Annotated in this window: 16 protein-coding genes; 11 read left to right on the forward strand and 5 right to left on the reverse strand. The window is 69.4% G+C overall.

The window, feature by feature from the left end; translation table 11 throughout:
- Nucleotides 1–87 precede the first annotated feature (87 nt).
- The 5 genes from PX52LOC_RS38040 (at nucleotide 88) to PX52LOC_RS38060 (ending at nucleotide 2,815) form a co-directional block, all read left to right on the forward strand.
- Nucleotides 88–1,266 carry a DNA modification methylase gene (locus PX52LOC_RS38040; RefSeq protein ID WP_149114976.1) on the forward strand — a complete coding sequence of 393 codons (1,179 nt, stop codon included), beginning with the start codon at nucleotides 88–90 and terminating at the stop codon, nucleotides 1,264–1,266.
- On the forward strand, nucleotides 1,259–1,786 hold the full coding sequence (locus PX52LOC_RS38045) for a hypothetical protein (protein ID WP_149114977.1): 528 nt from the start codon (nucleotides 1,259–1,261) through the stop codon (nucleotides 1,784–1,786). Before PX52LOC_RS38040 ends, PX52LOC_RS38045 begins: the two co-directional genes overlap by 8 nt.
- Nucleotides 1,787–1,894: 108 nt before the next feature.
- Nucleotides 1,895–2,284 (forward strand): hypothetical protein, encoded by a 390-nt coding sequence (locus PX52LOC_RS38050; RefSeq protein WP_149114978.1) that lies wholly within the window; start codon nucleotides 1,895–1,897, stop codon nucleotides 2,282–2,284.
- Complete coding sequence (locus PX52LOC_RS38055; RefSeq protein ID WP_149114979.1) at nucleotides 2,281–2,517, forward strand: hypothetical protein; 237 nt, start codon at nucleotides 2,281–2,283, stop codon at nucleotides 2,515–2,517. Before PX52LOC_RS38050 ends, PX52LOC_RS38055 begins: the two co-directional genes overlap by 4 nt.
- A gap of 13 nt (nucleotides 2,518–2,530) precedes the next feature.
- Nucleotides 2,531–2,815, forward strand: a complete 285-nt coding sequence (locus PX52LOC_RS38060) for a hypothetical protein (RefSeq protein WP_149114980.1) — start codon at nucleotides 2,531–2,533, stop codon at nucleotides 2,813–2,815.
- A gap of 235 nt (nucleotides 2,816–3,050) precedes the next feature.
- On the opposite strand, the gene PX52LOC_RS38065 is transcribed toward PX52LOC_RS38060, so the two are convergent.
- The gene (locus PX52LOC_RS38065; RefSeq protein ID WP_149114981.1) at nucleotides 3,051–11,657 is read right to left on the reverse strand and encodes an autotransporter-associated beta strand repeat-containing protein; all 8,607 of its coding nucleotides are present in this window, start codon (nucleotides 11,655–11,657) and stop codon (nucleotides 3,051–3,053) included.
- 198 nt (nucleotides 11,658–11,855) lie between these two features.
- Here PX52LOC_RS38065 and PX52LOC_RS38070 point away from each other — a divergent pair, with 198 nt between their 5' ends.
- The 3 genes from PX52LOC_RS38070 to PX52LOC_RS38080 all read left to right on the forward strand — a co-directional run bounded on the left by PX52LOC_RS38070 (nucleotide 11,856) and on the right by PX52LOC_RS38080 (nucleotide 14,117).
- Nucleotides 11,856–12,062, forward strand: a complete 207-nt coding sequence (locus PX52LOC_RS38070; RefSeq protein WP_149114982.1) for a hypothetical protein — start codon at nucleotides 11,856–11,858, stop codon at nucleotides 12,060–12,062.
- A 188-nt stretch (nucleotides 12,063–12,250) separates the two neighbouring features.
- Entirely contained in the window at nucleotides 12,251–13,477 is a 1,227-nt protein-coding gene (locus tag PX52LOC_RS38075) for a patatin-like phospholipase family protein (protein WP_149114983.1), read from the forward strand.
- 436 nt (nucleotides 13,478–13,913) lie between these two features.
- Entirely contained in the window at nucleotides 13,914–14,117 is a 204-nt protein-coding gene (locus PX52LOC_RS38080; RefSeq protein WP_149114984.1) for a hypothetical protein, read from the forward strand.
- Between the two features lie 254 nt (nucleotides 14,118–14,371).
- On the opposite strand, the gene PX52LOC_RS38085 is transcribed toward PX52LOC_RS38080, so the two are convergent.
- From PX52LOC_RS38085 to PX52LOC_RS38095, 3 genes are read right to left on the reverse strand one after another with little or no spacing between them, the layout of a single operon-like run.
- Nucleotides 14,372–16,627 carry a PAS domain S-box protein gene (locus PX52LOC_RS38085; protein ID WP_149114985.1) on the reverse strand — a complete coding sequence of 752 codons (2,256 nt, stop codon included), beginning with the start codon at nucleotides 16,625–16,627 and terminating at the stop codon, nucleotides 14,372–14,374.
- Nucleotides 16,628–16,631: 4 nt separating this feature from the next.
- A complete protein-coding gene (locus tag PX52LOC_RS38090) occupies nucleotides 16,632–17,072 on the reverse strand; it encodes a response regulator (protein WP_149114986.1) in 441 nt (146 codons plus the stop codon).
- Complete coding sequence (locus PX52LOC_RS38095) at nucleotides 17,066–20,425, reverse strand: PAS domain S-box protein (protein WP_168219465.1); 3,360 nt, start codon at nucleotides 20,423–20,425, stop codon at nucleotides 17,066–17,068. Before PX52LOC_RS38095 ends, PX52LOC_RS38090 begins: the two co-directional genes overlap by 7 nt.
- 292 nt (nucleotides 20,426–20,717) lie before the next feature.
- Here PX52LOC_RS38095 and PX52LOC_RS41470 point away from each other — a divergent pair, with 292 nt between their 5' ends.
- The 3 genes from PX52LOC_RS41470 (at nucleotide 20,718) to PX52LOC_RS41475 (ending at nucleotide 22,038) form a co-directional block, all read left to right on the forward strand.
- Nucleotides 20,718–21,128: a hypothetical protein gene (locus PX52LOC_RS41470; protein WP_168219466.1), complete on the forward strand. Its 411-nt coding sequence runs from the start codon at nucleotides 20,718–20,720 to the stop codon at nucleotides 21,126–21,128.
- Nucleotides 21,125–21,574 (forward strand): response regulator, encoded by a 450-nt coding sequence (locus tag PX52LOC_RS38100; protein ID WP_168219467.1) that lies wholly within the window; start codon nucleotides 21,125–21,127, stop codon nucleotides 21,572–21,574. Before PX52LOC_RS41470 ends, PX52LOC_RS38100 begins: the two co-directional genes overlap by 4 nt.
- A gap of 323 nt (nucleotides 21,575–21,897) precedes the next feature.
- On the forward strand, nucleotides 21,898–22,038 hold the full coding sequence (locus PX52LOC_RS41475; RefSeq protein ID WP_168219468.1) for a hypothetical protein: 141 nt from the start codon (nucleotides 21,898–21,900) through the stop codon (nucleotides 22,036–22,038).
- A gap of 536 nt (nucleotides 22,039–22,574) precedes the next feature.
- Here PX52LOC_RS41475 and PX52LOC_RS38105 read toward each other — a convergent pair.
- On the reverse strand, nucleotides 22,575–23,945 hold the full coding sequence (locus PX52LOC_RS38105; RefSeq protein ID WP_246173591.1) for a DUF1501 domain-containing protein: 1,371 nt from the start codon (nucleotides 23,943–23,945) through the stop codon (nucleotides 22,575–22,577).
- Nucleotides 23,946–24,069 lie beyond the last annotated feature (124 nt).

Here is a 24,069-nt window from a genome sequence, read left to right on the forward strand (position 1 = left end):
GGGAGGACGGGGTGGCGGGCCGGCGGCCAAGCACCCGGCATCACGGCCGGGCCGAACGAACGTCCCTGTTCCTTCGAGGCCCCGCCGATGCTCGTCCAGATGCGCGACATCTCCTCCGTCACCCCGTACGAACACAACCCCCGGATCAACGACGACGCCGTCCACGCCGTCGCCGAGTCCCTCGCCGCCTTCGGCTGGCGGCAGCCATTGGTCGTTGACGCCGACGGCGTCATCGTCGTCGGACACACCCGGTACAAGGCCGCCGTGAAGTTGGGCCTGACGGTCGTCCCCTTGCACGTCGCCACCGACCTCACCCCGGCCCAGGCCAAGGCGTACCGCCTGGCCGACAACCGCAGCGCCGCCATCGCCACGTGGGACGACGGCAAGCTCGTCGCCGAACTCCTCGCCCTCCAGGGCACCGACGTCGACCTCGCGTCCATCGGCTTCACGGCCGACGAACTGACCGACCTGCTCAAGGCCGACGAGCCGACCGTCCTCGGCGACCCGGACGCCGTCCCCGACCCGCCGGCCGAACCCGTCACCCGCCCGGGCGACGTGTGGCTCCTCGGCCGCCACCGCCTCCTGTGCGGCGACGCCACCGACCCCGCCGACCTGGCGAAGGTCCTCGACGGCGCCCCGGCCGACCTGCTCCTCACCGACCCGCCGTACAACGTCGCCTACGAGGGGAAGACGGCCGACAAGCTCACCATCGCCAACGACGCCATGGCCGGCGGCGACTACCGCCGGTTCCTCGCCCGCGCCCTGGCCACGGCCAAGGGCGTCCTCCGACCGGGGGCGGCGTTCTACATCTGGCACGCCGACCTCGAGGGGCTCACGGTGCGAACCGCGTGCGCCGACGCCGGCCTCCGCGTCCGCCAGTGCCTCGTCTGGGTCAAGTCGGCGTTCGCCCTCGGCCGGTTCGACTACCACTGGCAGCACGAGCCGTGCCTGTACGGGTGGGCCGACGGGGCCGCCCACACCTGGCTCTCCGACCGGACCCAGACGACCGTCCTCGAATTCGACCGGCCGGCCAAGAACGACGTCCACCCGACCATGAAGCCCGTCGACCTGTTCACCTACCTGATCGGCAACTCGTGCCCGGCCGCCGGGGTCGTCCTCGACCCGTTCGCCGGGTCCGGGACCACCCTCGTCGCGAGTGAACACACGGGACGAACGGCCGCCCTCGTCGAACTCGACCCGCGGTACTGCGACGTCATCTGCACCAGGTGGCGCGTGATGACCGGAAAGGAGGCCGTCCGTGGGTAACCTGCATGAAACCCGATGGCCCGATCCGAGCGGTTCGCGGGGCACCGAGCCTGCCGCCCGCAAGGGCCGGCCTCGGACCTGGGCGGTGTGCCCGGTCTGCTCGGTCGCGTTTCCGGTGCCCCGCCTGTCCCAGCGGCACTGCTCGCTCGCGTGTAAATTCAAAGCCCAGACCACCGGCCGGAAGGTGGTCCGACGAACCGTCACGAAGGCGAGGAGCGCGCAGAGCCTGCTGCGATACCACGTCCAGGCCGGGAACGTCGTCCGCCCGAGCACCTGCGAGGAATGTGGGCGGACAGGCTGCCGAATCGAGGGGGCCCACTTCAACTACGACGAGCCGCTCCGCGTCCGCTGGCTGTGCGTCCCCTGCCATCGGCGGTGGGACATGCGGGAGCCGAAGGGCGCGACGTACCGGCTGGAAGCCCCGCGCCCCGATCCCGCGCCCGGGGAGGGGGCGCCCGCGCGATCGACCGCGACGGCTCTGGCAGCCGTCTTGGTCCAGCGGTCCGCAGGCACGGTTTAGGACGGAGCCAGGATTCCCGCGACGGCGTGATCCCGGAACGCCGGAACCGCCGTAGCACCGACCAAAACCCACCACAACCGACTACTCCGCCCCCGAGGAGGCCCGCCCGTGGCCAACGCCACCACCCGCCGCACGGCCGACGACCACCTCATCCTCGCCCTCGCCTGCGGGGCCACCCAGGAGGCCGCCGCGACCAAGGCCGGCCTCGGCGTCACCACCGTCCGCCGCCGCCTCCAGGACCCCGACTTCGTCCGCCGCCTCCGGGCCGTCCAGGCCGACATCGTCGCCCGCACCGCCGCCGCCCTCACCGCCGCCGCCACCGAGTCCGTCCGAACCCTCCTCGACCTCCAGAAGCCGGGCACCCCGCCGGCCACCCGACTCGGGGCCGCACGGGCCGTCCTCGAACTCGGCCTGAAGGTCCGCGAGGTCGTCGAACTCGAGGCCCGCATCGCCGCCCTCGAGGCCCACGTCGACGGCGACCCCCGAGGGGGGCCGTGATGCGGTTCCACCGGCGGGTCGACCGATTGGCGAAGCGGGTCCGGGCGGGGAATCGAGACGCCGGGCCCGTCACCATCTTCCTCGTCGAGGCGGCGGCCGATCGGCCGGTCGGCGTGCGGGTCGTGTGGGGCGGGATCGCCCGCGAGGTCACCTACGACCCGGCCCACGGCCCGCCGCCGTTGCCCCCGGGCGGGCCGCACAAACTCATCCTCGGCCCCGCGTTCGACGTGTGAAAGGGAAAACCCGATGTCGGCGCGGCTGAGGCGGGTGAGGAAGCTCGAGGCGGCGGTCCGGCGGGAGAACCCGCCCCCGGCGTGGCCGGGCGTCGTGTTCGTCCTCGAGGCCACCCCCGCCCGCCCGCCGGGCCGGTGGGTCCGCCCGGACGGGGCGACCGAAGTCCTCGTCTACGACCCGGCCGGGCCCAAGCCGGATTTCCGGTTCCCCGGCAACCCACTCGTCCTCGGCGGAGAGATCGACCCGTTCGCCCGCGACGCCGGGTGGAAAAGTGAGCTGCGGTTCGACGCGGCGTAACCTCACGAGAGATGTGGCAATTCGGCGACCGAAAACGACCGTTCTGCCGTCGCGACCTGTCCACGCGAGCGGGTACCGCCCCCGGCGGCCGAACAGCTTATTTGCGGGGCCGGTCCGGATTGGCCCGACCCGGGCTAAAGGGTGGGCGAGATCGGCGGCACGGCCCGCGAAAATGTGCCTTCCGGGGATAAAGTGCGGCACAGGGGCCACGTCCGATGCGATTGAACCGCGTCTGTCACCCGACATAGATGCCCATGTCGGCCTCGAACAGATCGTCCAGACTTGTCCCGCCGGACGGCGCGCCAGTCGCGATGCTCTGCGACGGGTACAGAGTGACCAGGTCCGTCACGCCGGTCGGGGCCACCGCGATCAGGTCCGCCTTGCGATCCGCATTCGTGTCCTTCACCACCACCCGGACGCCCTTTCGTAGGGTCGGGTCGGCGGCGAAGAAGTTGACGAGCGGCGTGAACGTCGACCCTGGGCTGTCGAGCAACGCCTTCGCGTCGACCGCGAACACGCGCGGGGCACCGATCCGCCCGGCCCCGAACACCAGGTCGCTGCGGCCGTCGCCGTTCACGTCGCCGGTCGTCACGTAGGTGCCGTCCCGGAGCGTCGGCTCGAAGACGAAGAAGTCCGGGACCAGCCGCGTCGGAGCCTGGCCGCCGAACAGCGTGGCCCCGCTCCAGATCGCGATCCGCGGGCCACCGCCGATTCCGGCCCCGCTGACCAGGTCGGCGAACCCGTCGCCGTCCACGTCGCCGAAGGCGAGCGTCGAGCCGCCGCGGAAGTTCACGTCCTCGATCCCGAAGAAGTCCATGAGTACCTGCCCGGTGCGGCCGCTGTAGATGGTGACGCGGGCGCCGCCGCCGTTCTCGGCGCTGATCCCCACGTCCGCGAACCCGTCCCGGTCAACGTCGCCGACGGCCACGTTCATCCCCAGCGTAAAGCTCTCCTCGAACGGGGTGAACGTGTAAAGAATCTTCTGCGTCGCCCCGTCGATGACGGCCGCCTGAGACCGCGGCCCCTTGCCGGTGGCGGCGATCAGGTCGGTGACGCCGTCGCCGTTCACGTCGCCGCTGGCGGTGTGAATCTCGCCGACTCCGGCCACGCCGGGGAACGGGTTCGACGTGAGCAGTGGCCGGCCGTCGCCGGCGAACAGGGTCGCCGTCCCCACGCCGCCCTGGCCGGGGCTGCCGGCGAACTCGGGGAGTTCCGTCTGGTTGACCGGGCGAAGCGCAATCCGCCGGGCGATCGGGGCTGACACGGTCCCTCCGCTGTCCCGGAGGCGGACGGTGATCGTCGCTTCGCCGAGCGCGCTCGCTGCCGGGGTGAACGTGAGCGTACCGGTCGCGGGGTCGATGGCCGGTTGAACGCGGAACAGCGTCGGGTCGTCGGCCGTCACCTGGAACGACAACGTCTGCGACGCCTCGTCGGCCGGCCCGTTGGAGATCGCGGTCGCGAACACCGCGACGGTTTGCGGGGCCTGACCGGCGGCGGACATCGTTGGGCCGGCGGCGACCGTGAACGACGGGGCGTCGTCAACGGCGTTCACCGTGATGTTGGCCACCGTCCCGGCCCCCAGCCCGGCACCGGTCGCGTCGAAGGCGCCCTTCGCGACGAAGCTGAAGGTTCCGCCGGCCGTGGTGTTCGCGTCAGCGGCCGGCGTGAACCGCAGCCCGGCCGCGCCCTCGGCGAGCGAGACGAAGTCGCCGTTGTTGATCGGCGTGTCGCCGTCACTCTTGAACAACTGTCCGCCCACAATGCCTGAAATCTGGAACGCCGAGACGGCCGCCCCGTCCGCCGCGTTGGGCGTGACGATCAGGCCCGAGGACGTTTGGGTGTCCTCGATCGTCGCCGCCGCGGTGACGGTGGGCACTCCCGCAACCGCAGGGGCGGCCGTGATCGCGAAACTCGCGCGGCCGGTGGCCGTCTTCGGATCGGCGAAGCCGTTCGTCGTGCCGTTGTCCTGCACGGTGTAGTCGAACGAGGCCGTGCCGGTGAAGTTCGGGGCCGGGGCGAAGAGGACGGTCGAGCCTTGCAGCGTGACGGTGCCGCCGACCGCATTCCCGACGGCCACGATCGTCAGCGCTTGCCCCGCCTCGCCTGCGCCGGGCTGGTCGTTGATCAGGAGGACCGTGACGGGAATCGTCCGCACCGCATTCGCGACGCTGGCGGCCAGCGTGTCGTTGCCGACCGACGGGGCGTCGTTGGTCGAGACGGCCGCACCCGCCCCGCTGCTTGCGACGGCGGATGAGTTGCCGGCGAGGTCCGTCGTCGCGCCGGCCGCGAGCGTGAAGCCCACGGTCCCGCCGCCGCTGACGTTGGTCAGCGTGACCGTCACGCTGTTCCCGCCGGCCGGCGTGACCGTCACGCCGCCGACGATCGCCGTTCCCGGGGTGACGGTCGCCGCCGAGAGCGTGATCGCCCCCGGGTTCGCGTCGGTGAAGGTCACGAGGTAAGTGAGCGAGGTCTTGTCCACGGTCGGCGCGCCAACCGCGACCTGCGGGCTGGTGCGGTCGATTTGCCAGGTGTAGGAGCTGACCGCGACGTTGCCGCCCGCGTCGGTCGCCCGGACGGTGAACGTGTGCGTCCCCTCGGCCAGCCCCGCGTAATCCTTCGTGCCGGCCGCCGCGACGAACCCGCCGCCGTCGAGGTCGACCTCGACCGTGCCGACGCCACCGGCGTCCGTCGCGGCGAACGTGAACGACGCGGCCGCGGTGTTCGTCAAGGCCGGCGGTTTCCCCGTGATCGACACCGTCGGGTTCTGTGTGTCGATGTCGATCAGGTCGGCCGCCGTGGACGCCGCCGGAGCGTTGCCTGCGAGGTCCACCCCGCCCGTCACGCGCACGTCCACGTCCGCCAGCGTCGCCGCCGCCCCGCCCACCGTGTACCCTGCGACGTAGGTCGTGGTGCTCGTCCACCCGGACGCCCCGGCGTCGAACGTGAGGACCGCCGCCGGGTTCTCGACGGGGAACGAAACCGTCGGGTCCACGGTCGTGTTCATCGCCTCGGAGTACGTCGCCGTCAGTCGGAACGTCGTCCCGACCGCGGCCGTGTTCACCACCGGCAGATTCGGGCTGATGCCGCTCACCGTGGGGGCCGTCGTGTCGATGCCGAACAGGTTGGCGAAGTTGCCAACGGTCTGGGCGTTCCCGGACAGGTTCTGTGCCCCGGTCACGCGGACGTCGATGTTGGGAAGCGTCAAGTTGCCCGCCACGCTGTACCGGGCGACGTAGGTGGTCGCGTTCGTCCACCCGGACGTGCCGGCGTTGAACGTGAGGACGGCCGTCGGGTTCTCGACCGGGAACGACACCATCGGGTTCACGCCGGCGTCCATCGACTCGCTGAACAGCACGGTCAGGGTGAACGTCGAGGCCCCGCCGCTAATCGTCGCCGCGCTCGGGGTGACGCTCATGACGGTCGGGTTCTGCGTGTCGATGTCGAACAGGTCGGCCGCGGTGAACACCGCCGGGGCGTTGCCCGCGAGATCGACGCCGCCCGTGATGCGCACGTCCACGTCCGCCAGCGTCTGGTTCGCGTCCGCGATGGTGTACCGGGCGACGTAAGTCGTGGCGCTCGTCCACCCCGACGTGCCGGCGTCGAATGTCAACGCGGCGGACGGGTTCTCGACCGGGAACGACACCGTCGGGTTCACGCCCGTGTTCATCGCCTCGGAATACGTGACCGTCACCGTGAACACGGAACCGACGGCCGCGTCCGTCAGGGGCGCGAAACCGGGCGTCACGCTCTGCACCACCGGGTTCTGGGTGTCGATGCTGAACAAGTCGGCAGCGGTGAACGTCGTCTGCACGTTGCCGGACACGTCCTGTGCCCCCGCGACGCGGACGTCCACGTTCGGCAGGGTGCCGGCTCCGGCCATGTCGTATCGGGCGACGTAGGTAAAGCCGTTCGCCCACCCGGAGGTGGCGGCGTTGAACGTCAGCGTGCCCGTGGGGTTTTCGACGGGGAAGGAGATCGTCGGATTCACGGTGGTGTTCATCGCCTCGCTGAACACCACCGTGATGGAGAACGTGGACGCGCCGGCGGAAATCGTGGCTACACTGGGCGTGACGCTCGACACCGTGGGGTTGCCGAGGTCTTGGGCGATCAACACCACGTCGTTGCCGGTGCCGCCGGCGTAGGACAGTTGGAACGACATCCCGTTGATCGTCACGCTCCCGGTGGCCGGGTTCGTGGACGGGGTAACGGCGTCCACACCGTCGTTGGCGATCACAGCCACCACGGTGTTCGTGGGAACGTCGGACGCGGTGCCGGTGAACGTGAGGCTGGCCCCGCTGAGATCGACCGTCCCGTTCACGACGAACTGGTCGTAGTCGGTGCCCGCCGTCGCGGCCGTGCCGTTCACCTCGAACGCGAGGGTGCCGGTCGGCGTGAAGGCCCCGTTGACCGTGATCTGGCCGGGGCTGCTGCCGGGGGCGAACGTGCCGCCGCCAGAGACGTTCCCGGTGATCGTGCCGGACCCGCCGAGGATGCCGGGGGCGGTCACGAGGAAGGGCGCCGCTACCGCCCCGGCGAGGGTCAGTCGCCCGCCGGTCACGTTGACCGCCGAGGCCGTGTTGACGCCGCCGAGGGTCGTCGTGCCGCTGCCGGCCTGCGTAATCGTGCCGCTCCCGGTGATGCCGCTGGTCACCGCGAGGGCGTTCGTCCGGTCGAATACGAGGGCACCGTTGTTGGTCACCCCGCCGGTGCCCAGCGTGCCCATCGTGCCGCCGTTGCCGACTCGCAGCGTCCCGAGGCTGACGGTCGTTGTGCCGTAGCCGTTCGCGCCGGTCAGGGTCGTCGTGCCGCTGCCGGCTTGCACGAGCGAGCCGGTCCCGCCGATGGCGTTCGCGACGACGAGCGTATCGCTGCGGTTGAACATCAGTGTGGCGTTGTCCGTGACGGCGCCCGTGCCGAGCGTGCCGGCCGTCCCGCCGCTGCCGACCTGGAGCGTGCCGTTGGAAATCGCCGTGGCGGCGTAGGAGTTGGCGCCGGTCAGCGTCAGCGTGCCGGTCCCCTGTTTGACGAGGTTGCCGGCCCCGGAGATCGCCCCGGCGAACGTGGCGGACGAGGCGTCGCCGACGGTCAGCGTCCCGCCGATGACGACGCCCGTCCCGGCCGGGCCGCTGAGGGCGTTGATCGCCACGGTCCCGTTGGCCTGGAGCGTCTGCGTCCCGGTGAGCGCGACGGCCTCGGCGTAGGTTCCCGCGTTGACAATGATCGCGGCCCCAGCCGTCGCCGCCGCGAGGCTGGTGAAGGCGTTGACGCCGAAGATCGCCCCCTGGTTGCCGGCCGCGGTCGGGTCGGCGTCGACGATCGTCTGCCCGTCGTGCTGGGTGAAGCCCGAACTGACGTAGACCGTCGGCTGGGCCAGCCCGCCGGTGTAGACGAGGGTCACGTCGTTGCCGTCGCCGCCGTTGTAGAAGACGCGGTAGACGTTGCCGTTGACCGTGACCGTCGCTCCCTGGGCCGGCGTCGATCCCGCCGTGGTCGCGTCGGCGAGATCGTTCTGGATAAGGGTGGCGAGTTGATTCACGGGGACGGCCGGCGGCGACGCCGAGCCGTTCAAGGCGATGGCCGCCCCGCTGACGTTCACCGTCCCGTTCACCACGAACTGGTCGTAGTCGGTCCCGGCGGCGCCGGCCGGCGGGTTCACGTCGAGGCTCAGCGTGCCGGTCGGCGTGAAGTTGCCGTTGACCGTAATCTTTCCAGGTCCGCCGACGCCCGGCGCGAATGCCCCGGCGCCGGACACGTTGCCGGTGACGGTCCCGCTGCCGGCGAGGGTGGCCCCGAGGTTCACCTGGAGGGTGCCGGCGATGCCGTTCGCGGCCGTCAAGACAACGGCCCCGCCGAGCGCCGTGACCGTGCCGCCGCCGGCGGTCAGCCCGCCCGTCCCCAGCGTGACGCCGTTCGCGTCGCGGAGGGAGATCGCGCCGTTCGCCGAACTGGTGTTCACGCTGATCGTGGCGAAGTCCGTGGCCGCCTCGTCCAGCACGACGCTACCCCCGGCGACGAAACTCGCCGCCCCGCCGACCGTCACCGGGCCGGAGTCGGCGACGGGGCCGGACGCGGACACGGCGAGGGCGCCGGTGATGGTGGAGGCGCCGAGGGTGAGCGTGCCGACCGCGTTGTTGATCGTCACGTCCTTCGCCTGGCTGACGCGAACGGGACCGGCGGAGAAGTCGTTCGCGCCGGTGAGCGAGACCGTACCGGCCGCCGCGGCGGTGAAGGTCGCGCCGCCGGACTTGACGGTAAGGCTGCCGCCGGCGGTCGTGATGGAATCGGCCGTCCGCAGCACGAGCGCCGTCGCGTTCGCCGGGCCGACCGCGGCGGTCAGGATGATGGCCGCGGCGTCGCTCCGCCCGATCGTCAGCGTCCCCGCCGTCACGGCGTCGAGATCGCTGTCGGAGAGGCCGAGGAACGCCGCACCGGACGAAGAGTCGTCGCCGCCGAGGTTGATCGGGCGGTTCACGAAGTGACCGCGGATGGTCACGTTGCTGTTCCCGCCGTCCACCGTGGCCCCACCGGTGATCGCCAGCCGTTCCGCGCCGATGTTATGGTTCAACCCCACGACCCGGGCCTGGTTCGCGAGGATCACGGCGACGGCGTCCAAGCCGGCGCTGCTCGTCCCGGTGTCCACGACGGTGCCGTTGTTGCTGACGGTGAGCGTGTCGGAGGCGACCAGGAAAACCTGGCCGTTGCCGGTGGTGACGCCCGTGCGGGTCGCGGTAACGCCGGCCAATCCGGCCACGGCCCCGACGAGTTGAAGGCTGCCGCTGACGTTGAACAGCATCGTGCCGCCGCTGCCGCTGGCCGCCAGCGACAACGGCGTTGCGACGAAGTTGAGGCTGGTCGCGGCGCCCGCCCCCGTGTTCTCCACGTTCGCGACGCTCCCGAAGATGGTGGACAACGACTGGCTCACGACGCCGCTGGCGCTCAGGTAGAAGTCGCCGTGGATGTCCGCGGTAATGTTGACCGTACCGCCGGACTTCAGCCCGACGGCGGCGGCCGTCAGCGAGTTGCTGACGGCGATCGAACTGCCGCTGAAGAGCTTGAGCGTACCGGTCCCGCGGTTGACGGCGGTCGTCACGGTCAGCGAGCCGGCCGCCGTACTGCCGATCTCCAGCGCGCCGGCCGTAATGGCGGCGAGGTCGGCCGTGCTGAGGCCGAGCGTGCCCGTGGCGTCGGCGCCGCCCACGTCCACCTTTGTGCCGCCCGTCCGCGGGCGGACGGCGGCGACGCCGGTCCCGGCGGTGCCCGCTTGGATCGGCACACCGGCGTTGCCGAACGTGTCGGCCGTGATCGTGACGCTGCCAAGGCCGCCGCTGGCCACCTTGCTGGGGACGTTCGTGCTGAGGTCGAAGAACACGTCCATCGCCGTATTTTCGCCCCGCGTCCCGGTGACGCTGATCGCCCCACCGCTCGACGTGACCATCCCACCGAAGGATGGGATGACCACCCCGTAATTTCCCTGCTTGCTGGCGGTCCCCTGACCGCCCGTGCCGGCCAGCGTCACCGTGCCGGCCCCCCCGGCGCTGATGATGCCCGAAAGTTCGATGCCGTAGTTCGTGTCGGCGTCCGCGCCTTGGCCGCCGGCGACCCCGGTGACGGTGACATTGCCGCCGCTCGACGTGATGTTGGTCGCCCCGGTGCCGGACGTGACCGACACGCCGTGGTTGAGCCGACTCGTCGAGCTTGTTGCCCCCGTGCCAAAGACTGTGACGTTGCCCATGCCCCCGGCGGTGATGATGCCGGGGGCCGACACGCCGACACCGAGGTGCCGGAACCCGACGCCGACGCCTAACCCGAGGTCGGGCACCGGGCCGCCGGTCCCGGTGACCGACACGTCCCCGCCGCTTGAGGTAATGGTGCCGCTTGAACTGACGCCGTCGTTGTCGCTGTTGACGCCGGCCCCGCCGGTGCCGACGACGGTCACGGCCTCAAGTCCACCGGCCGTAATGGTCCCGCCCTGGAGAAAGACGCCGCTGTTGAACGTCGTAGTGTTGCCGTTGCCCCCCACCCCCGTCACCTGGACCGACCCGCCTCCAGACGTGATCTTGGAATTGGCCCCCACGAGATACACACCGTGGTTCAAGCTCCCGCTCGCCGCCGTGCCGCCGACCCCGTCCACGACGGTGCCGACCGCCCCCGACCCGCCGGAGACGACACCGTTGGCGCGGACGGAGACGCCCGGAGTGCTGTTCCCCGTCGTGCCCCCCCGGCCGCTGACGGTGACCACGCCAATGCCCGTGCTCTGCACCGTCGCGCCGTTGATGTCCACGCCGACAAACGTGCCGGCGGTCGCCGTCGTCTGGCGGTTGGCCGACAGCGTCAGGTTCCCCGACGCCGTCGTCACGCTGGCGTTCACGGCGATGTTCTGCGACACGTTCACGTCGATCGCCCCAGAGCCGCCCGCGGAGCTCACGGTTTGGTTGAACGTCACTGTGTCGATACCGCTCACGGACAGGCCGTTCGACAGCGTGAACCCAGATCCGCCGGCCGTGCTGAACGTCAGCGTCTGCCCCGTCCCCGCGGACGAATCGACGACGACGATCCGGTTGACGCTCGCCACCGGGAACGTGAACCCGTCCTCGGCCGGGCTGGTCGTGTCCGATCCGGAAATGAACGTCGAGGAACTGCCGATCACGATCGTTTCGTTCGACGCCTGGTAGGTGAGCGTGAACGTGCCCGCGGTGAGGTCGGTGGTGTACGGAACGGTCCGGGCTTCGAGTTCCTCACACACCGGCGTGTGCCGGGCACGGGGCCGGCACACCGATCGGGTCGCCGAAGGGACGAGCAAATTTTGTACAAGACGGCGGAACAACAAACGGGCGGACGGCATGGCACACGACTCCAACATGAAAATCAATAAAAACGTATGGTATCAAAGCCGGCTGCGTTGGTCAAAAGCGGGCCTCTCAGTCAGAGCGATTTCGGTCGCCCATCGATCCGTTCTCCAGCGTCTTGCAGGGATACGGGCAAAACCCACGTCCATCCCACAAGGCGACGCGATCTCCGCTTGTGAAGGCGGGTCAACCGATTGGCGAAGCGGGTGCGGGCGGGGAATCGAGACGCCGGGCCGCTCACACTCTTCCTGGTCGAGGCGACGGCCGACCGGCCGGTCGGCGTGCAGGTCGTGTGGGGCGGGATCGCCCGGGAGGTCACCTACGACCCGGCCCACGGCCCGCCCGCGTTACCCCCGGGCGGGCCGCACAAACTCATCCTCGGCCCCGCGTTCGACGTGTGAGGACGATTGGGGTTGAAATTCCCATCCCGATTCTCAGGATCGGATCTGCCAAGTTACCGAAGGGCCAAAATCATCGCCACCCGCAGAATCGTTGGCTCGCGACGAGATTGTTTTCGGATTTCCTCAACTTTGCGGCGCCCGCGTTTTGGAGGGGAGAATCGGCAACCGCCACCCACTAACATCGCAGCATGCCCCCATCCGTCGCAATTATCGGTGTGACACTCCTGTCCGCGGTGGCCGGATGCCACACGTCCCGAGGTCCGCTCGCCCGGGCGGCGTCGCCCACGGACGTCGGCTTGAACACCCGAGATGTCGTTGACCCGGTCGCGCAACCCTTGGCCGACGCGGCGCTGACGACCCTCGACGCGAGCACGCCCGCCCGCGAGGCCGGCGACGCCGCCCGGGAGCGGGCGGGGGCGGCCGCACAGGACGCCCGCCACGTCCTGTGCCTGTCGGGCGGCGGGTCGTACGGCGCGTACGCGGCGGGCGTCCTGTGCGGCTGGACGCAGTCCGGCCGGCGGCCGGCGTTCGACGTGGTCACCGGCATTAGCACCGGGGCCTTAATCGCCCCGTTCGCGTTCCTGGGCCCTCGGTACGACGGGGCCATCCGCCACTTCTACACCGAGACGCGGACCCGCGACGTTTATGTCAAGCGGCCCGTGCGGGGTCTATTCAGCGAGGCCCTGGCCGACGACGCACCCCTCCGCCGGACGATCGACGGGATGGTGACGTGGGGATTCGTCGCGGACATCGCCGCCGCCCACCGGGAGGGCCGACGGCTGTACGTCGGCACGACGGAACTGGAAGGCCGGCGGTTCATCGTCTGGGACGTCGGCGGCATTGCGTGCCGCGGCCGCCCGGACGACCGGGCACTGATCTGCGACGTCCTCGCCGCGTCGGCCGCGATCCCGGGCTTCTTCCCGCCCGTTCGGATCCCGGTCAGCATCGACGGTCGGGTGCTCGCGGAAAAGCACGGCGACGGCGGCGTGACGCAGGGCATCTTCTTCCGCCCCCCGTGGCCGCCGGACCGGCCGGCCGCCGGCACGCGGGTGTGGTGCGTGGTGGCCGGCAAACTCTACGCCGACCCGGCCCCGCTCCGACCCCGCGCGCTGGCCATTGCCGGCCGCAGCCTCTCGGACATCATCTTCGCCCAGACGCGGGGCGACCTCCAGCGGATCTACACGCTCGCGCAACTCAACGGGATGGACTTCCAGATGACTGCGATAGCCGACGACTTCCCGGCCCCGGCCGAGAGTACGGAGTTCAACCCCCCGGAGCTGCGGGCGATGTTCGACGAAGGGTTTCGGCAAGCGCGGTCCGGGCGGGCGTGGCGGGGGACGCCGCCCGGCGTCGCCCCGGGCGAGGCACCTCGAGAGCGGGCCGGCACCTGCCTGACGGAGGTGCCGAAGAGGTGACCATGGAGCTTAGGGAGTTGGTTGGTCGAGGGAAGGAACGATCGGGCGGTAGGGGATCCGCTCGGCCGGGACGCGTGCCCCCCAGCGGGTTCGGTTCGACGAAAGCGTCCGGTGAGTCGGTCTATCTGAGGGCGTCAGGGTCGGGCGTCGCGGAGTCTATGACAGTCGCCACCGCTTTGCAAGTGGGCAGGCCCCGTGAGCGGGACGGATGAGGACCGAATAGGCGAGCAGCGGGCTGATAAAATTGGCGACGACGGGGCTTCCGTTGTCGCCCCCAGGCGGGCCGCACAAACTCATCCTCGGCCCCGCGTTCGACGTGTGAAACCCGCCTTTGACGTGTGAAAGAGGTCCCGGATGTCGGCGCGGCTGCGGCGGGTGAGGAAGCTCGAGGCGGCGGTCCGGCGGGAGAACCCGCCCCCCGGCGTGGCCGGGCGTCGTGTTCGTCCTCGAGGCCACCCCCGACCGGCCGCCGGGCCGGTGGGTCCGCCCGGACGGGGCGACCGAAGTCCTCGTCTACGACCCGGCCGGGCCCAAGCCGGATTTCCGGTTCCCGGGCAACCCCCTCGTCCTCGGCGGGGAGATCGACCCGTTCGCCCGCGACCCCGACCTCGTGCGGGGGAGGCAGTTCGTCCCGGCGTGAGTGATTGGCTGGCTAAGCCACTCGGGTCGGCGAAGCGGGACACCTGACGACGCGGAAGCACATTTACGAGGGGCTGTTCAATAAAGCCGAAGAAAGCTGCCGGTTCACCCTGCGGGACGGCGGCGAGGACAACACCGTCACCATGGCGTTAATCGCCCACGGCAAACAAGTTCCCTGGGCAAGGCTGAAATACCATTCTTTCCGGCGTCATCCCGATCTCAAAGTCGACAGTCAGTTCCGCGAGAGCGATAGGTTCACAGGGGCACATCTAAGACGGTGCGCACCTTCCGCGTCAAGCCGAGCGGGGAGAACGGCTTCTGCAGGAACGCATCCGTGGCCTCCCGCACACCGTGTCGGACGACTGCGTCGTCCGTGTACCCGCTCACGTACAGCACCTTCAGGCCCGGGAGGTCGGCTCGAAGCGCGTCGGCCAGGACGCGGCCGCTCATGTCCGGCATGACCACGTCGGTGACCAAAATCTCGGGCGGCCGACTCAGCCCGGCGGCCGCTTTGATCGCTTCGCGACCGTTCGCCGCGGCCACAACGTTATAGCCCTGAGATTCCAACGCGATTCGGCAGAGGTTCCGGACGGCCGTTTCGTCTTCCACGAGCAGGACCGTTTCCGTCCCCCGGCGAATACCCGACTTGGGCAGCCCATCCCCCTCGTGAACGGCCGGGAGGACTTCCGGGAAGAGGACATGGAACGTCGTCCCGCCGCCGACGCTACTCATGACCGAGACGTGGCCGTCGGCCTGCTTGACGATGCCGTGGACGACCGCCAAGCCCAGGCCCGTCCCCTTGCCAAGTCCCTTCGTCGTAAAGAACGGTTCGAACAGTTTGGACAACACTTCCGGCGACATGCCGCAGCCGGTGTCCCGCACGGCCAACTCCACGCACCGGCCGGGGCGAAGGCCGGCCGAAACCAACGGGTCACTATCGCGGACCTGGACGAGTTTCGTTTCGATCGTGAGCCGGCCGCCGGTGGGCATGGCGTCGCGGGCGTTGACGGCCAGGTTCATGATGACCTGGTCCAGTTGGACCGGGTCGGCCTTGATCCGGCAGGCGTTCGGAGTCAGTACGGATGTCAAAGTGATGTCCTCGCCGATCAACCGGCGGAGGAGTTTCTCGGACAGGCCGACGACTTCGTTGAGGTCCAGGACCTGGGGCGCGACGATCGCCTTCCGGCTGAATGCCAGCAGTTGAGACGTCAATGCCGCGGCTCGCTCACCGGCGTCCCGGATGGCGGTGAGGGCGTCGTGGTCGGGCGATTCCGGTGGCACTTCCGGCAGGATGATGTCGCAGTAGCCGTTGATGACGGTGAGCAGGTTGTTGAAGTCGTGGGCGACCCCGCCGGCCAACCGGCCGACGGCCTCCATTTTCTGAGCCTGGCGGAACTGCTCCTCGAGCCGCTTCCGCTCGGTGGTGTCTCGCACCACCCCGGTGTAAAACGTCTTCCCCTCGATCTGAAACTCGCTGACCGAGAGCTCGGCCGGGAATTGACCGCCGTCGTCGCGAATGCCGTTTACCTCTCGGGCGCCCCCCGCGCGTGCGTACTCCGCGAAGAAGTGCCGGCTCCCGGTCCGGTCCCGCTGCGAAATGAGTACCCCGATGTCCCGGCCCAGCAGGTCGCCGGGCCGGCGGCCGAAGAGTCGGTCGGCCGCCGGGTTCGTGGACCGGATGGACCCGTCTTCGTCGAACGTCACGATAGCGTCGGTCACGCTCCGCATGACGGCGGCGAGCGCCTCTTCCGCCCGCTTGCGGTCGGTCAGGTCGTAGGCCAGGCCCATGATGCCGCGCGGCTGCCCGGTCGCGTCGGTGATCGGCCCGACGCGGGCGTGAATCCACACCCGCGACCCGTCCTTGCGGTAGTCCTGGTATTCCCCGGACCACTCGTGACCGGCCGCGCGGAGGCGGATCTCCTCGTTGATCTCCGTGCGGATGGGTTCCGAAAAGCGGTCGGCGTACCGGCGGCCGACCATCTCCGCGGCCGTCCACCCGAAGAGGCGGGTCGCCCCCTCGTTCCAGTAGGTCACGACGCCGTCGAGGTCAGTCACGACGACGGAGTCGCGGACACTGGTCAGGATTTGGGCGTCCCGCGACAAGAGTTCCGCCGCCCGTCGCTCGGCCGCGCGGAGGTCCCGCTGGAGGAGGGCCTGCTTGACGGCCGCCCCCAGGCGGCCGAGCCGGTCCTTCAGCAAGTAGTCGGTCGCCCCCCGCTTGATGGCCCGCACGGCCGGTTCCTCCCCGACCGAGCCGGACACGATGACGAACGGCAAGTCCGGGTCGTGGGCCATCGCCAAGTCCAACGCCCGCACGGCGTCGAACTGCGGCAGGTTCCAGTCGCACAGGACGACGTCGTGGCGTTCCACGAGGGCGGCGGTAAAGGCCGCCTCGTCGTCCACGTGGCGAACCTGGAGGGCGTACCCGGCCTTCTTCAGTTCGTGCTGCACGAGCCGGGCGTCGGCCGGGTTGTCTTCGACGAGCAGGAGGCGTAAAGGCGTGTTGGTCATGCCGTCACCCGGGCGGGGGTTGGTTGATGAGGAGCCAGTAGAACCCGAGGTGGCGAACAACCTCCCCGAACTGTTCGAAGTCCACAGGTTTGACGATGTAACTGTTCACCCCCAGGGCGTAGCAAGCCGCCAAGTCCTTGTCCTCGCGGGAAGAAGTCATGACGACGAGCGGTATGGACCGCGTTCGCGCGTCGCCCTTCAGCCGGCGAATGACTTCCGTGCCGTCCACGAGCGGGAGTTTGAGGTCCAGCAAGACCAAGTTCGGCACGCCGGCCGGCCGATCGGCGTACCGACCCGTTCGGAAGAGGAATTCGAGCACCTCTGCCCCGTCCCGGACCACGTGAACAGTGTTGGCCACGTGGTACTTTCGGAAGGCGTGCAAGGCGAGCTTCAGGTCGCTCGGGTTGTCCTCGGCGAGCAGCACTTCGAGAGCCGGTGTCAACATACTCCGCCTTCGCCGTTCGGGGCCTCGGGCAATGGTGTCCGCGGGGCATTCCCCAGTGTGAAAGAGAACGTTGCCCCGACGTCCGGCACGGCCTCGGCCCAAATCCGGCCGCCGTGGCGGTGAACGATCCGCTGAACGAGGGCCAGGCCGATCCCGGTGCCCTCGTAGTCCTCGGCCCGGTGCAACCGCTGGAACACGCCGAACAACTTGTGGGCGTAGGCCATGTCGAACCCGACGCCGTTGTCGCGAACGTAGTAGGTGACCCCAAACGGGTCGCACGCGGCCCCGACTTCGATGACGGCCGAGTTCTTTCGACCGCTGTACTTCACGGCGTTCGACAGGAGGTTGAGCCAAACCTGCCGTAGCAGGGCGGGATCGGCCTCGCACGCCGGCAGGTCGCCGACGCACGCCTCGGTGGCCCGCCCGTCCGTTGACAGTACGACCTCGCGGAGGCACGATTCAACCATCTGCTTCACGTCCACCGGCTGCCGCTTGACCGGCTGCCGGCCGAGGCGGGAGAAGGCGAGCAGGTCGTCCACGAGGGTGCCCATCCGGCGGGCGTTCGCCCGCACGTCGTCCAGGTACTCGCGGGCTTCGGCGGGCAGTTGCGGGGCGTACTCGTCGAGCACGATCTGAGTGAACCCGTTGATGGCCCGCAGGGGCGCCCGCAGGTCGTGGGACACCGAGTACGAGAATGACTCGAGTTCGCGGTTGGACGCTTCCAGTTCCGCCGTCCGGTCCCGAACCCGTTGTTCAAGGTCGGCGTTCAATTGGCGAATCTCGGCCTCGATCCGCTTCCGCTCCGTGATCTCCTGGAGGCTTCCCCGCACGCGAACGACCTTCTGATGATCGACGATCGGGCGACAAATTGTGCGGACCCACTTCCGCACGCCTCGGGCTGAGATAATTTGGAGTTCGAGGTCGTAGGGGATGCCCAACTCGATGGCGGCCCGCAGCGCCGCGTCAAGCTGGGGCCGGTCTTCGGGAACGTAGAAGTCGATCCCCGGGCCGACCCCGGGGGCAACCGTGTCGAGGTCGTGAATGCGGGCCACCTCGGCCGTCCAGTCGGCCTCGCCGGTGATCGGGTCGAACCCCCACCCGCCGACGTGCGCCAGTTCGCTCGCCTCCCGGAGTAAGAGCTCTTGGTGGCGGAGTTGCATCGCCAGCCGCTTCTGTTCGGTCAGGTCGTGCAAGACGACGAGCAGGGCCTCGTCCCCGTCGTCAGTGATCGGCAGGGCGGTGACGAACACGGGCACCGTTCGCCCGTCCAGCCGGACGACTTCCTCCTCGACCCCCGGCACCGGTTGCTTTGTCGCCTGCAAGATCGCAATCCGTTGCCGGATCAGGTCGTGGTACTTGGGCGAGAGTAGCTCGAAGGGCGTTTTGCCCAATAGTTGTGATTGGTCGTCGGCCCCGAACAGGCGGACGCAGGCCGGGTTGCAGAACGCGACCCGGCCACCGATGTTGAGGTAAATGGCGTCGGGGAGAAACTCGATCAGGGTGCGGAAGCGGGCCTCACTGGCCCGGATGTTGGTAGCTGCCCGCGCTTGTTCGACGGCCGCCCACGTCCGCTCGGCGGTCTCCCACACCAATTCGACCTCGGCCGGCGTCCACGCGCGAGGGGACATGTCGGTGACGCACAAGAGGGCGACGACGCTGTTGCCCTTGACGAGCGGCACGGCGACGAACGCCCCGATCCTGAGGGCGACGAGAGCCGGTCGGTCGGCTTCCGGGATTTGGGCGGCGGTGGCCACGTCGGCGACGGCCGCCGGCTGGCCTCCGCGGAACACCGGGCCGACCCAGCCGAAGTCGGCTAACCGGTATTCGCCGGCCAAACTCGACACGTCCGGCCGGACGAAGTCTTGATCGATGCGGATCCGCCCGGCCGCCTCGTCCACCTGGCAATAGTACGCCCGGTCGACCCCCAACCGTTCGCCGAGCGTGCGGCACGCGACGCCCAGGACACCCTCAGGGTCGGCCACCGGCCGAAGGGCGTCGCTCAGGTGCAGCAGGTACGTCTGTCGGGCCTCGCTCGCCCGGACGACGTGCTCGGCTTGCTTCCGGGCGCTGACGTCCTCATAGGTGCCGAGAACCCCGACCACACGGCCGTCGAGCCCGCGCAGCGGCTGCTTGCTCGTCCGCACCCACGAGCGGGCGCCCCCGGATCCGATCAATTCTTCTTCGTAGTCGAGCCGAGCCTCTCCGGTGTCGATCACCCGCCGGTCGTCCGCTCGATAACTGTCCGCGACCGACGCCCACGCGCCCTGGTAGTCGTCCTTGCCTACGACCTCGGTCGCGTTCGCGTACCCCATGTCCTCGGCGAACGGCCGGTTGCACCCCAGGTACTTCAAATCGGCGGCTTTCCAGAATACTCGCTGGGGAATGCCGTCGAGGACCGCCCGCAGCGTTTCTCGCGAGGCGAACAACTCCTCCTCCGCCTTCTTGCGGGCCGTGATGTCCTGATCGATTCCGTCGACCAAGACGCAGCCGTTCGCGTCGCGAGTCGTCCGCGCCTGCGTTTGAACCCAGACCGTCTGTCCGTCCGGCCGGACGATGCGGATTTCGTCGCAGACAGATTCCGCCCCGGCGAGCAAGGATTCGATGCGTCGGGTTACGATCTCCCGGTCCGCGGGGTGGACGAGTTCCCGGTAAGCGTCGGCCGAAGGGCTGAACACCGTTCGGCCGACGCCCATAAGTTCGTACAAGGCGTCGGACCACCACAACGCCCCCGTGGCCGGCGCCCACGCCCAACTCCCAAGGCGGGCGAGTCGCTGGGCCTCGAGCAAGCGGTCCTGCGTTTCCTTTAATCGCCGTTCGGTCGCCACCCGATCGGTCACGTCCCGAGAGATACCGACGAGTCCGATGACGTTTCCGTCGGCGTCGCGGTAGGGGGCCTTCATCGCCTGGTAGATTCGCGTGACGCCGGCGGCCGTGAGTTCCTCCTCGCCAATTTCCGCCACCCCGGCGTTCATGATCCGCCGGTCTCGCTCCATGACCCGGCTGGCACTCTGCGGGTCGAAAAGATCACGATCATCACGTCCGAGTACCTCGGTGACGGGCCGGCCGACGAACCGGGCGGCGGCCTCGTTGAACAGGAGGTAACAACCGTCAAGATTTTTCACGAACACGGCGTCCGAGGTACTGCCGGCCACCGCCTGAAGGAGGGCGTCCGTTCGCGCGACGTCCCGCCCGGACCGGCGGACGAGCCAGTATCCGAGACCGGCCGAGATCAGGACGAATGTGGTCCCCTTCGCGACGGCGACCCAGAACCCGGTTCGGGCTTGGACCTCGACCCCGAGCACGAGCCGGTCGGACAACCACACCCACAAAAGGCCGAAAGCAAGGTAGGTCATCGCCACTCGGGTGGCCTGTGAGCGGATGGACACGTTTGGCATAACGACTGATTTGCGTACCGTCCGGCCGCGAAGCCGTGATACCGCGTGAGGTGGTGAAATCGTGTTGACGACGCTCAAGCCTAGGACATCAAATGGCGCAGAACGTGGAAAGTCACCGTCGGATTGAACCGCCGAGCCGTCCCTGTCAGGCGAACCCCTAATTTACAACTGCCCGCCTTACGTTCGTTTGCCCGTTCCGCCCTCGCGTCGTAGCGTTGTTCGTGCCCACACTGCCTGCGGGAGTTCGCCCATGCCCACGCAGAAGAATTCGAGAATATTCGACCGCTTCCAACAGTGGCGAGTCCGCCCCGTGACTCTCGCGACCGCCGCCGATGCGGTTTCCGCCGTCCTCGAACCGATACACCGGACTGCCCTCCGAGATAGCCCGTTCACCGACCTCGGCCGCTTCGATTATTGCCTCGGCGTCATCGTCCGTGCCCGCCTTGGCCTTTGGGCTGGGGTACAAGTTTCCGACCACGACGGCCGGGTCGAAGCGTGCCCGGACGCGGCCTCCCGTCTCGTCATTCAAGAAGTATGGCTGCGAGAGCAAGAGCAATACATCCTCACCCACCCGACCACCCTCGCGGCGACGAGGTATTCGTCGATGAGTACTTGGGGACAGATCGGTATGAGCAGATGCGACGAGGGGATGAAACAATGACTCGCCACGAGCAGGCGACCCGGTACTTCGGCAAGAGAACGGGGCCCGCCTCGCCCACCCCGACTGACACCGTGGGGACGGGTTTGACAGTTCTGTTGGTCGAGGACGACGGGCTGGTCCGGGCCATGACGCGGTTGCTACTGAAGCGACTCGGCTTCACGATCCTGGAGGCAGCCGGCGGGTTGGAGGCCGTCATGCTCGCGCGGTCCCAGACGGCCCCAATCGACCTGGTCGTAACCGACGTAGTCATGCCGGGGGCGGGCGGCCGCCATGTGGCGGAACGGTTAGGTGAACTCCGCCCAGGTGTAAAGGTGCTGTACATGTCCGGCTACACGAACGACACCGTCATTCAGAACGGCGTCGCGCTCGGCGAGGTAAACTTCCTAGCCAAGCCGTTCACCCCCGAAACATTCGGCCGCAAGGTGCGAGCAGTCCTCGCCCTGTGACACCGTCGGTAGGTCGATGTGTCCGCTGCCAGATCGCGGACAACTAGAGTGCGACGAACACACCTGATGTCTGACCTCCCGGGCGTTGTCTACCCTTCGGTTCCACCGGAGGAACTGGGGGCGGATACCAATTCCGGCATTACCGCCCACGGCAGTGCTTGATGATTCCAAGTTTGCGTAACCACTCTACCACTCCACAATTGACGCGGTTGGGGCCTCCGGCCCGTGCTGGAACTGGGCCGAAAGGTTTGCGAGGTCGTCGTACTGCTGGAGGCCCCGACCGCCGCCCTGGAAGTTCACATCGGCGACCATCGAGGGGCGACGTGATGCAAATCCGCGGGCGGTTGAATCGGCTGGTCGCGAAAGTGCGGGCTTCCCAACCCGACGCCGTCCCGTGGACGGTCTTCCTGGTCGAAGCGACACCCGGCCGGCATGCGGATCGCGTGGGGCGGGATCGCCCGTGAGATCTACTACGACGCCGCCCGCCGACCTTGCCCCCGGACGGGTCGCACGAGATCATCCTCGGGCCCGAGTTCGACGTGTGAAAGGGAGACCGGATGTCGGCGCGACTACGCCGGGTGAGGAAGCTCGAGGCGGCACGGGTGCGGCTGGTCCCGCCGCCGGCGTGGCCGGGCGTCGTGTTCGTCCTCGAGGCCACCCCCGACCGACCGCCGGGCCGGTGGGTCCGCCCGGACGGGGCGACCGAGGTCCTCGTCTACGACCCGGCCGGGCCCAAGCCCGACGTCCGGTTCCCCGGCAACCCCTCGTCCTCGGCGGAGAGATCGACCCGTTCGCCCGCGACCCCGAACTGCGCGCGGCGTGCCGGTTCGTCCCAGCCGGGCACCCCACATAGTCGCCCGTCATCAGTCCGTGGAACCGGCTGAGGTCGACTCTCCGCCGGCGTGACTCCGGCACGGACGTGACGAGGTCGGCCCGGCGGTCGCCGTCCAGGTTCTTGGCGGCCACAGGCCGTCCGGGCCGGCGAAGAAGCTGGCGGGCGTCAGGCGAAGACGCCGCGGATCGGCGTGCCCTGCGGGACCAGCGGGATCGGCCGGCCGAGCCGGTCGCGGAGTTCCAGGGCCGGGTCGATGCCCATCGCGTGGTAGATCGTGGCGACGACGTCCGCCGCAGTGACCGGGCACTCGCTCGGGTACGCGCCCCGCTTGTCGCTGGCCCCGTACACGAACCCGCCTTTCGTCCCGCCGCCGGCGAACAGCACGGAGTAACAGAACTCCCAGTGGTCGCGGCCCCCGCCGCCGTTGATCTTGGGCGTGCGGCCGATCTCGCCCATGACCACCACCAGCGTCCGGTCCAGTAGGCCGCGGTCGGTTAGGTCCGAGAGCAGCGCCGAGAAGCCGAGGTCGAACGGCGGCAACAACTGGTTCTTGAGCTTGCCGAAGTTGTCCCCGTGCGTGTCCCAGGTGGCGTTCGCGTCCGGCGCCCAGGACACGCACGCGAGGCGGGTTCCGGCTTCAACGAGGCGGCGGGCGAGGAGCAGGCTCTGGCCGTAGATGTTCCGGCCGTAGGCGTCGCGGACCTTCGGCGACTCCCGGTCGATCCGAAAGGCCCGCTGGGCCGCCGGCGATGCGAGCAGGTCGCAGGCCCGCGCCTGAAGGCGTTCCAGGTCGTCCGCCGGGGCGGCCCGGACGGCGTCCGCCCGGTTCACGCCCGCCAGCAACTGAGCCCGGTCCCGCACCCGCGCCGCGGTCACCCCCGCGCCGGGCGTCAGCGCCGGCAAGTCGAACCCGTCCGGGTCCGGTCCGCCCTTGAGCACGAGGAACGGGTCGTGCGTCTTCCCGAGCCACCCGCCGAGGAAGCCGGGCTGCGGCGGCCCGCCGGCACCCTCGGCCGTCAGGTGCGGCAAAAGTGCATACGGCACGACGTTAGCCGCGGGCGGGCGGTGGTGGCCGACGACCGAGCCGATCGCCGGGTGGTCGGTCGGCTTCGCGCCGACGATGCCCGCGCGGACGTTGCTGCTGACCCCGGTGAGGGCGGTGTAGACGGCCGGCGCGTGCGCCACCTGGTCGTGGTGGACGGACCGCACGAGCGTGCAGTGGGACGTCAGCCGGGACAGCCGCGGCAGGTGCTCGCAGACCTGGACGCCGGGCACCGAGGTGGCGACCGGCCGGAACTCGCTCCGCATCTCCTTCGGCAGGTCCGGCTTCATGTCCCACGTGTCGAGGTGGCTCGGCCCGCCGTTGAGGAACACGAGGATGCAAGAGTCCGCCCCGGCCGCGCCGCCGGGCGACGCCCGTTCGCCGGCCGCCAACAGCCGCGGCAGCGTCAGGTCCAGGGCGCCGATGGCCCCGATCTGGAGCATGTTCCGCCGGGTCAATCCGACCGGACCCCGGCAGTTCACAGGCGCTCGCATCTCAATCGTTCCCTTGCTTTCGGTCGGAAGACGCCGGGGTGGGGCCGGCCTTGCCGAGCCGGGTGACGGTCCTTGAGGTCGCCCGTGGTTGGGAATGGCCGGCGGGCGCGAGCCGGATCAAGTG

It is taken from the genome of Limnoglobus roseus (assembly GCF_008254045.1).
Taxonomy (GTDB): Bacteria; Planctomycetota; Planctomycetia; order Gemmatales; family Gemmataceae; genus Limnoglobus; species Limnoglobus roseus.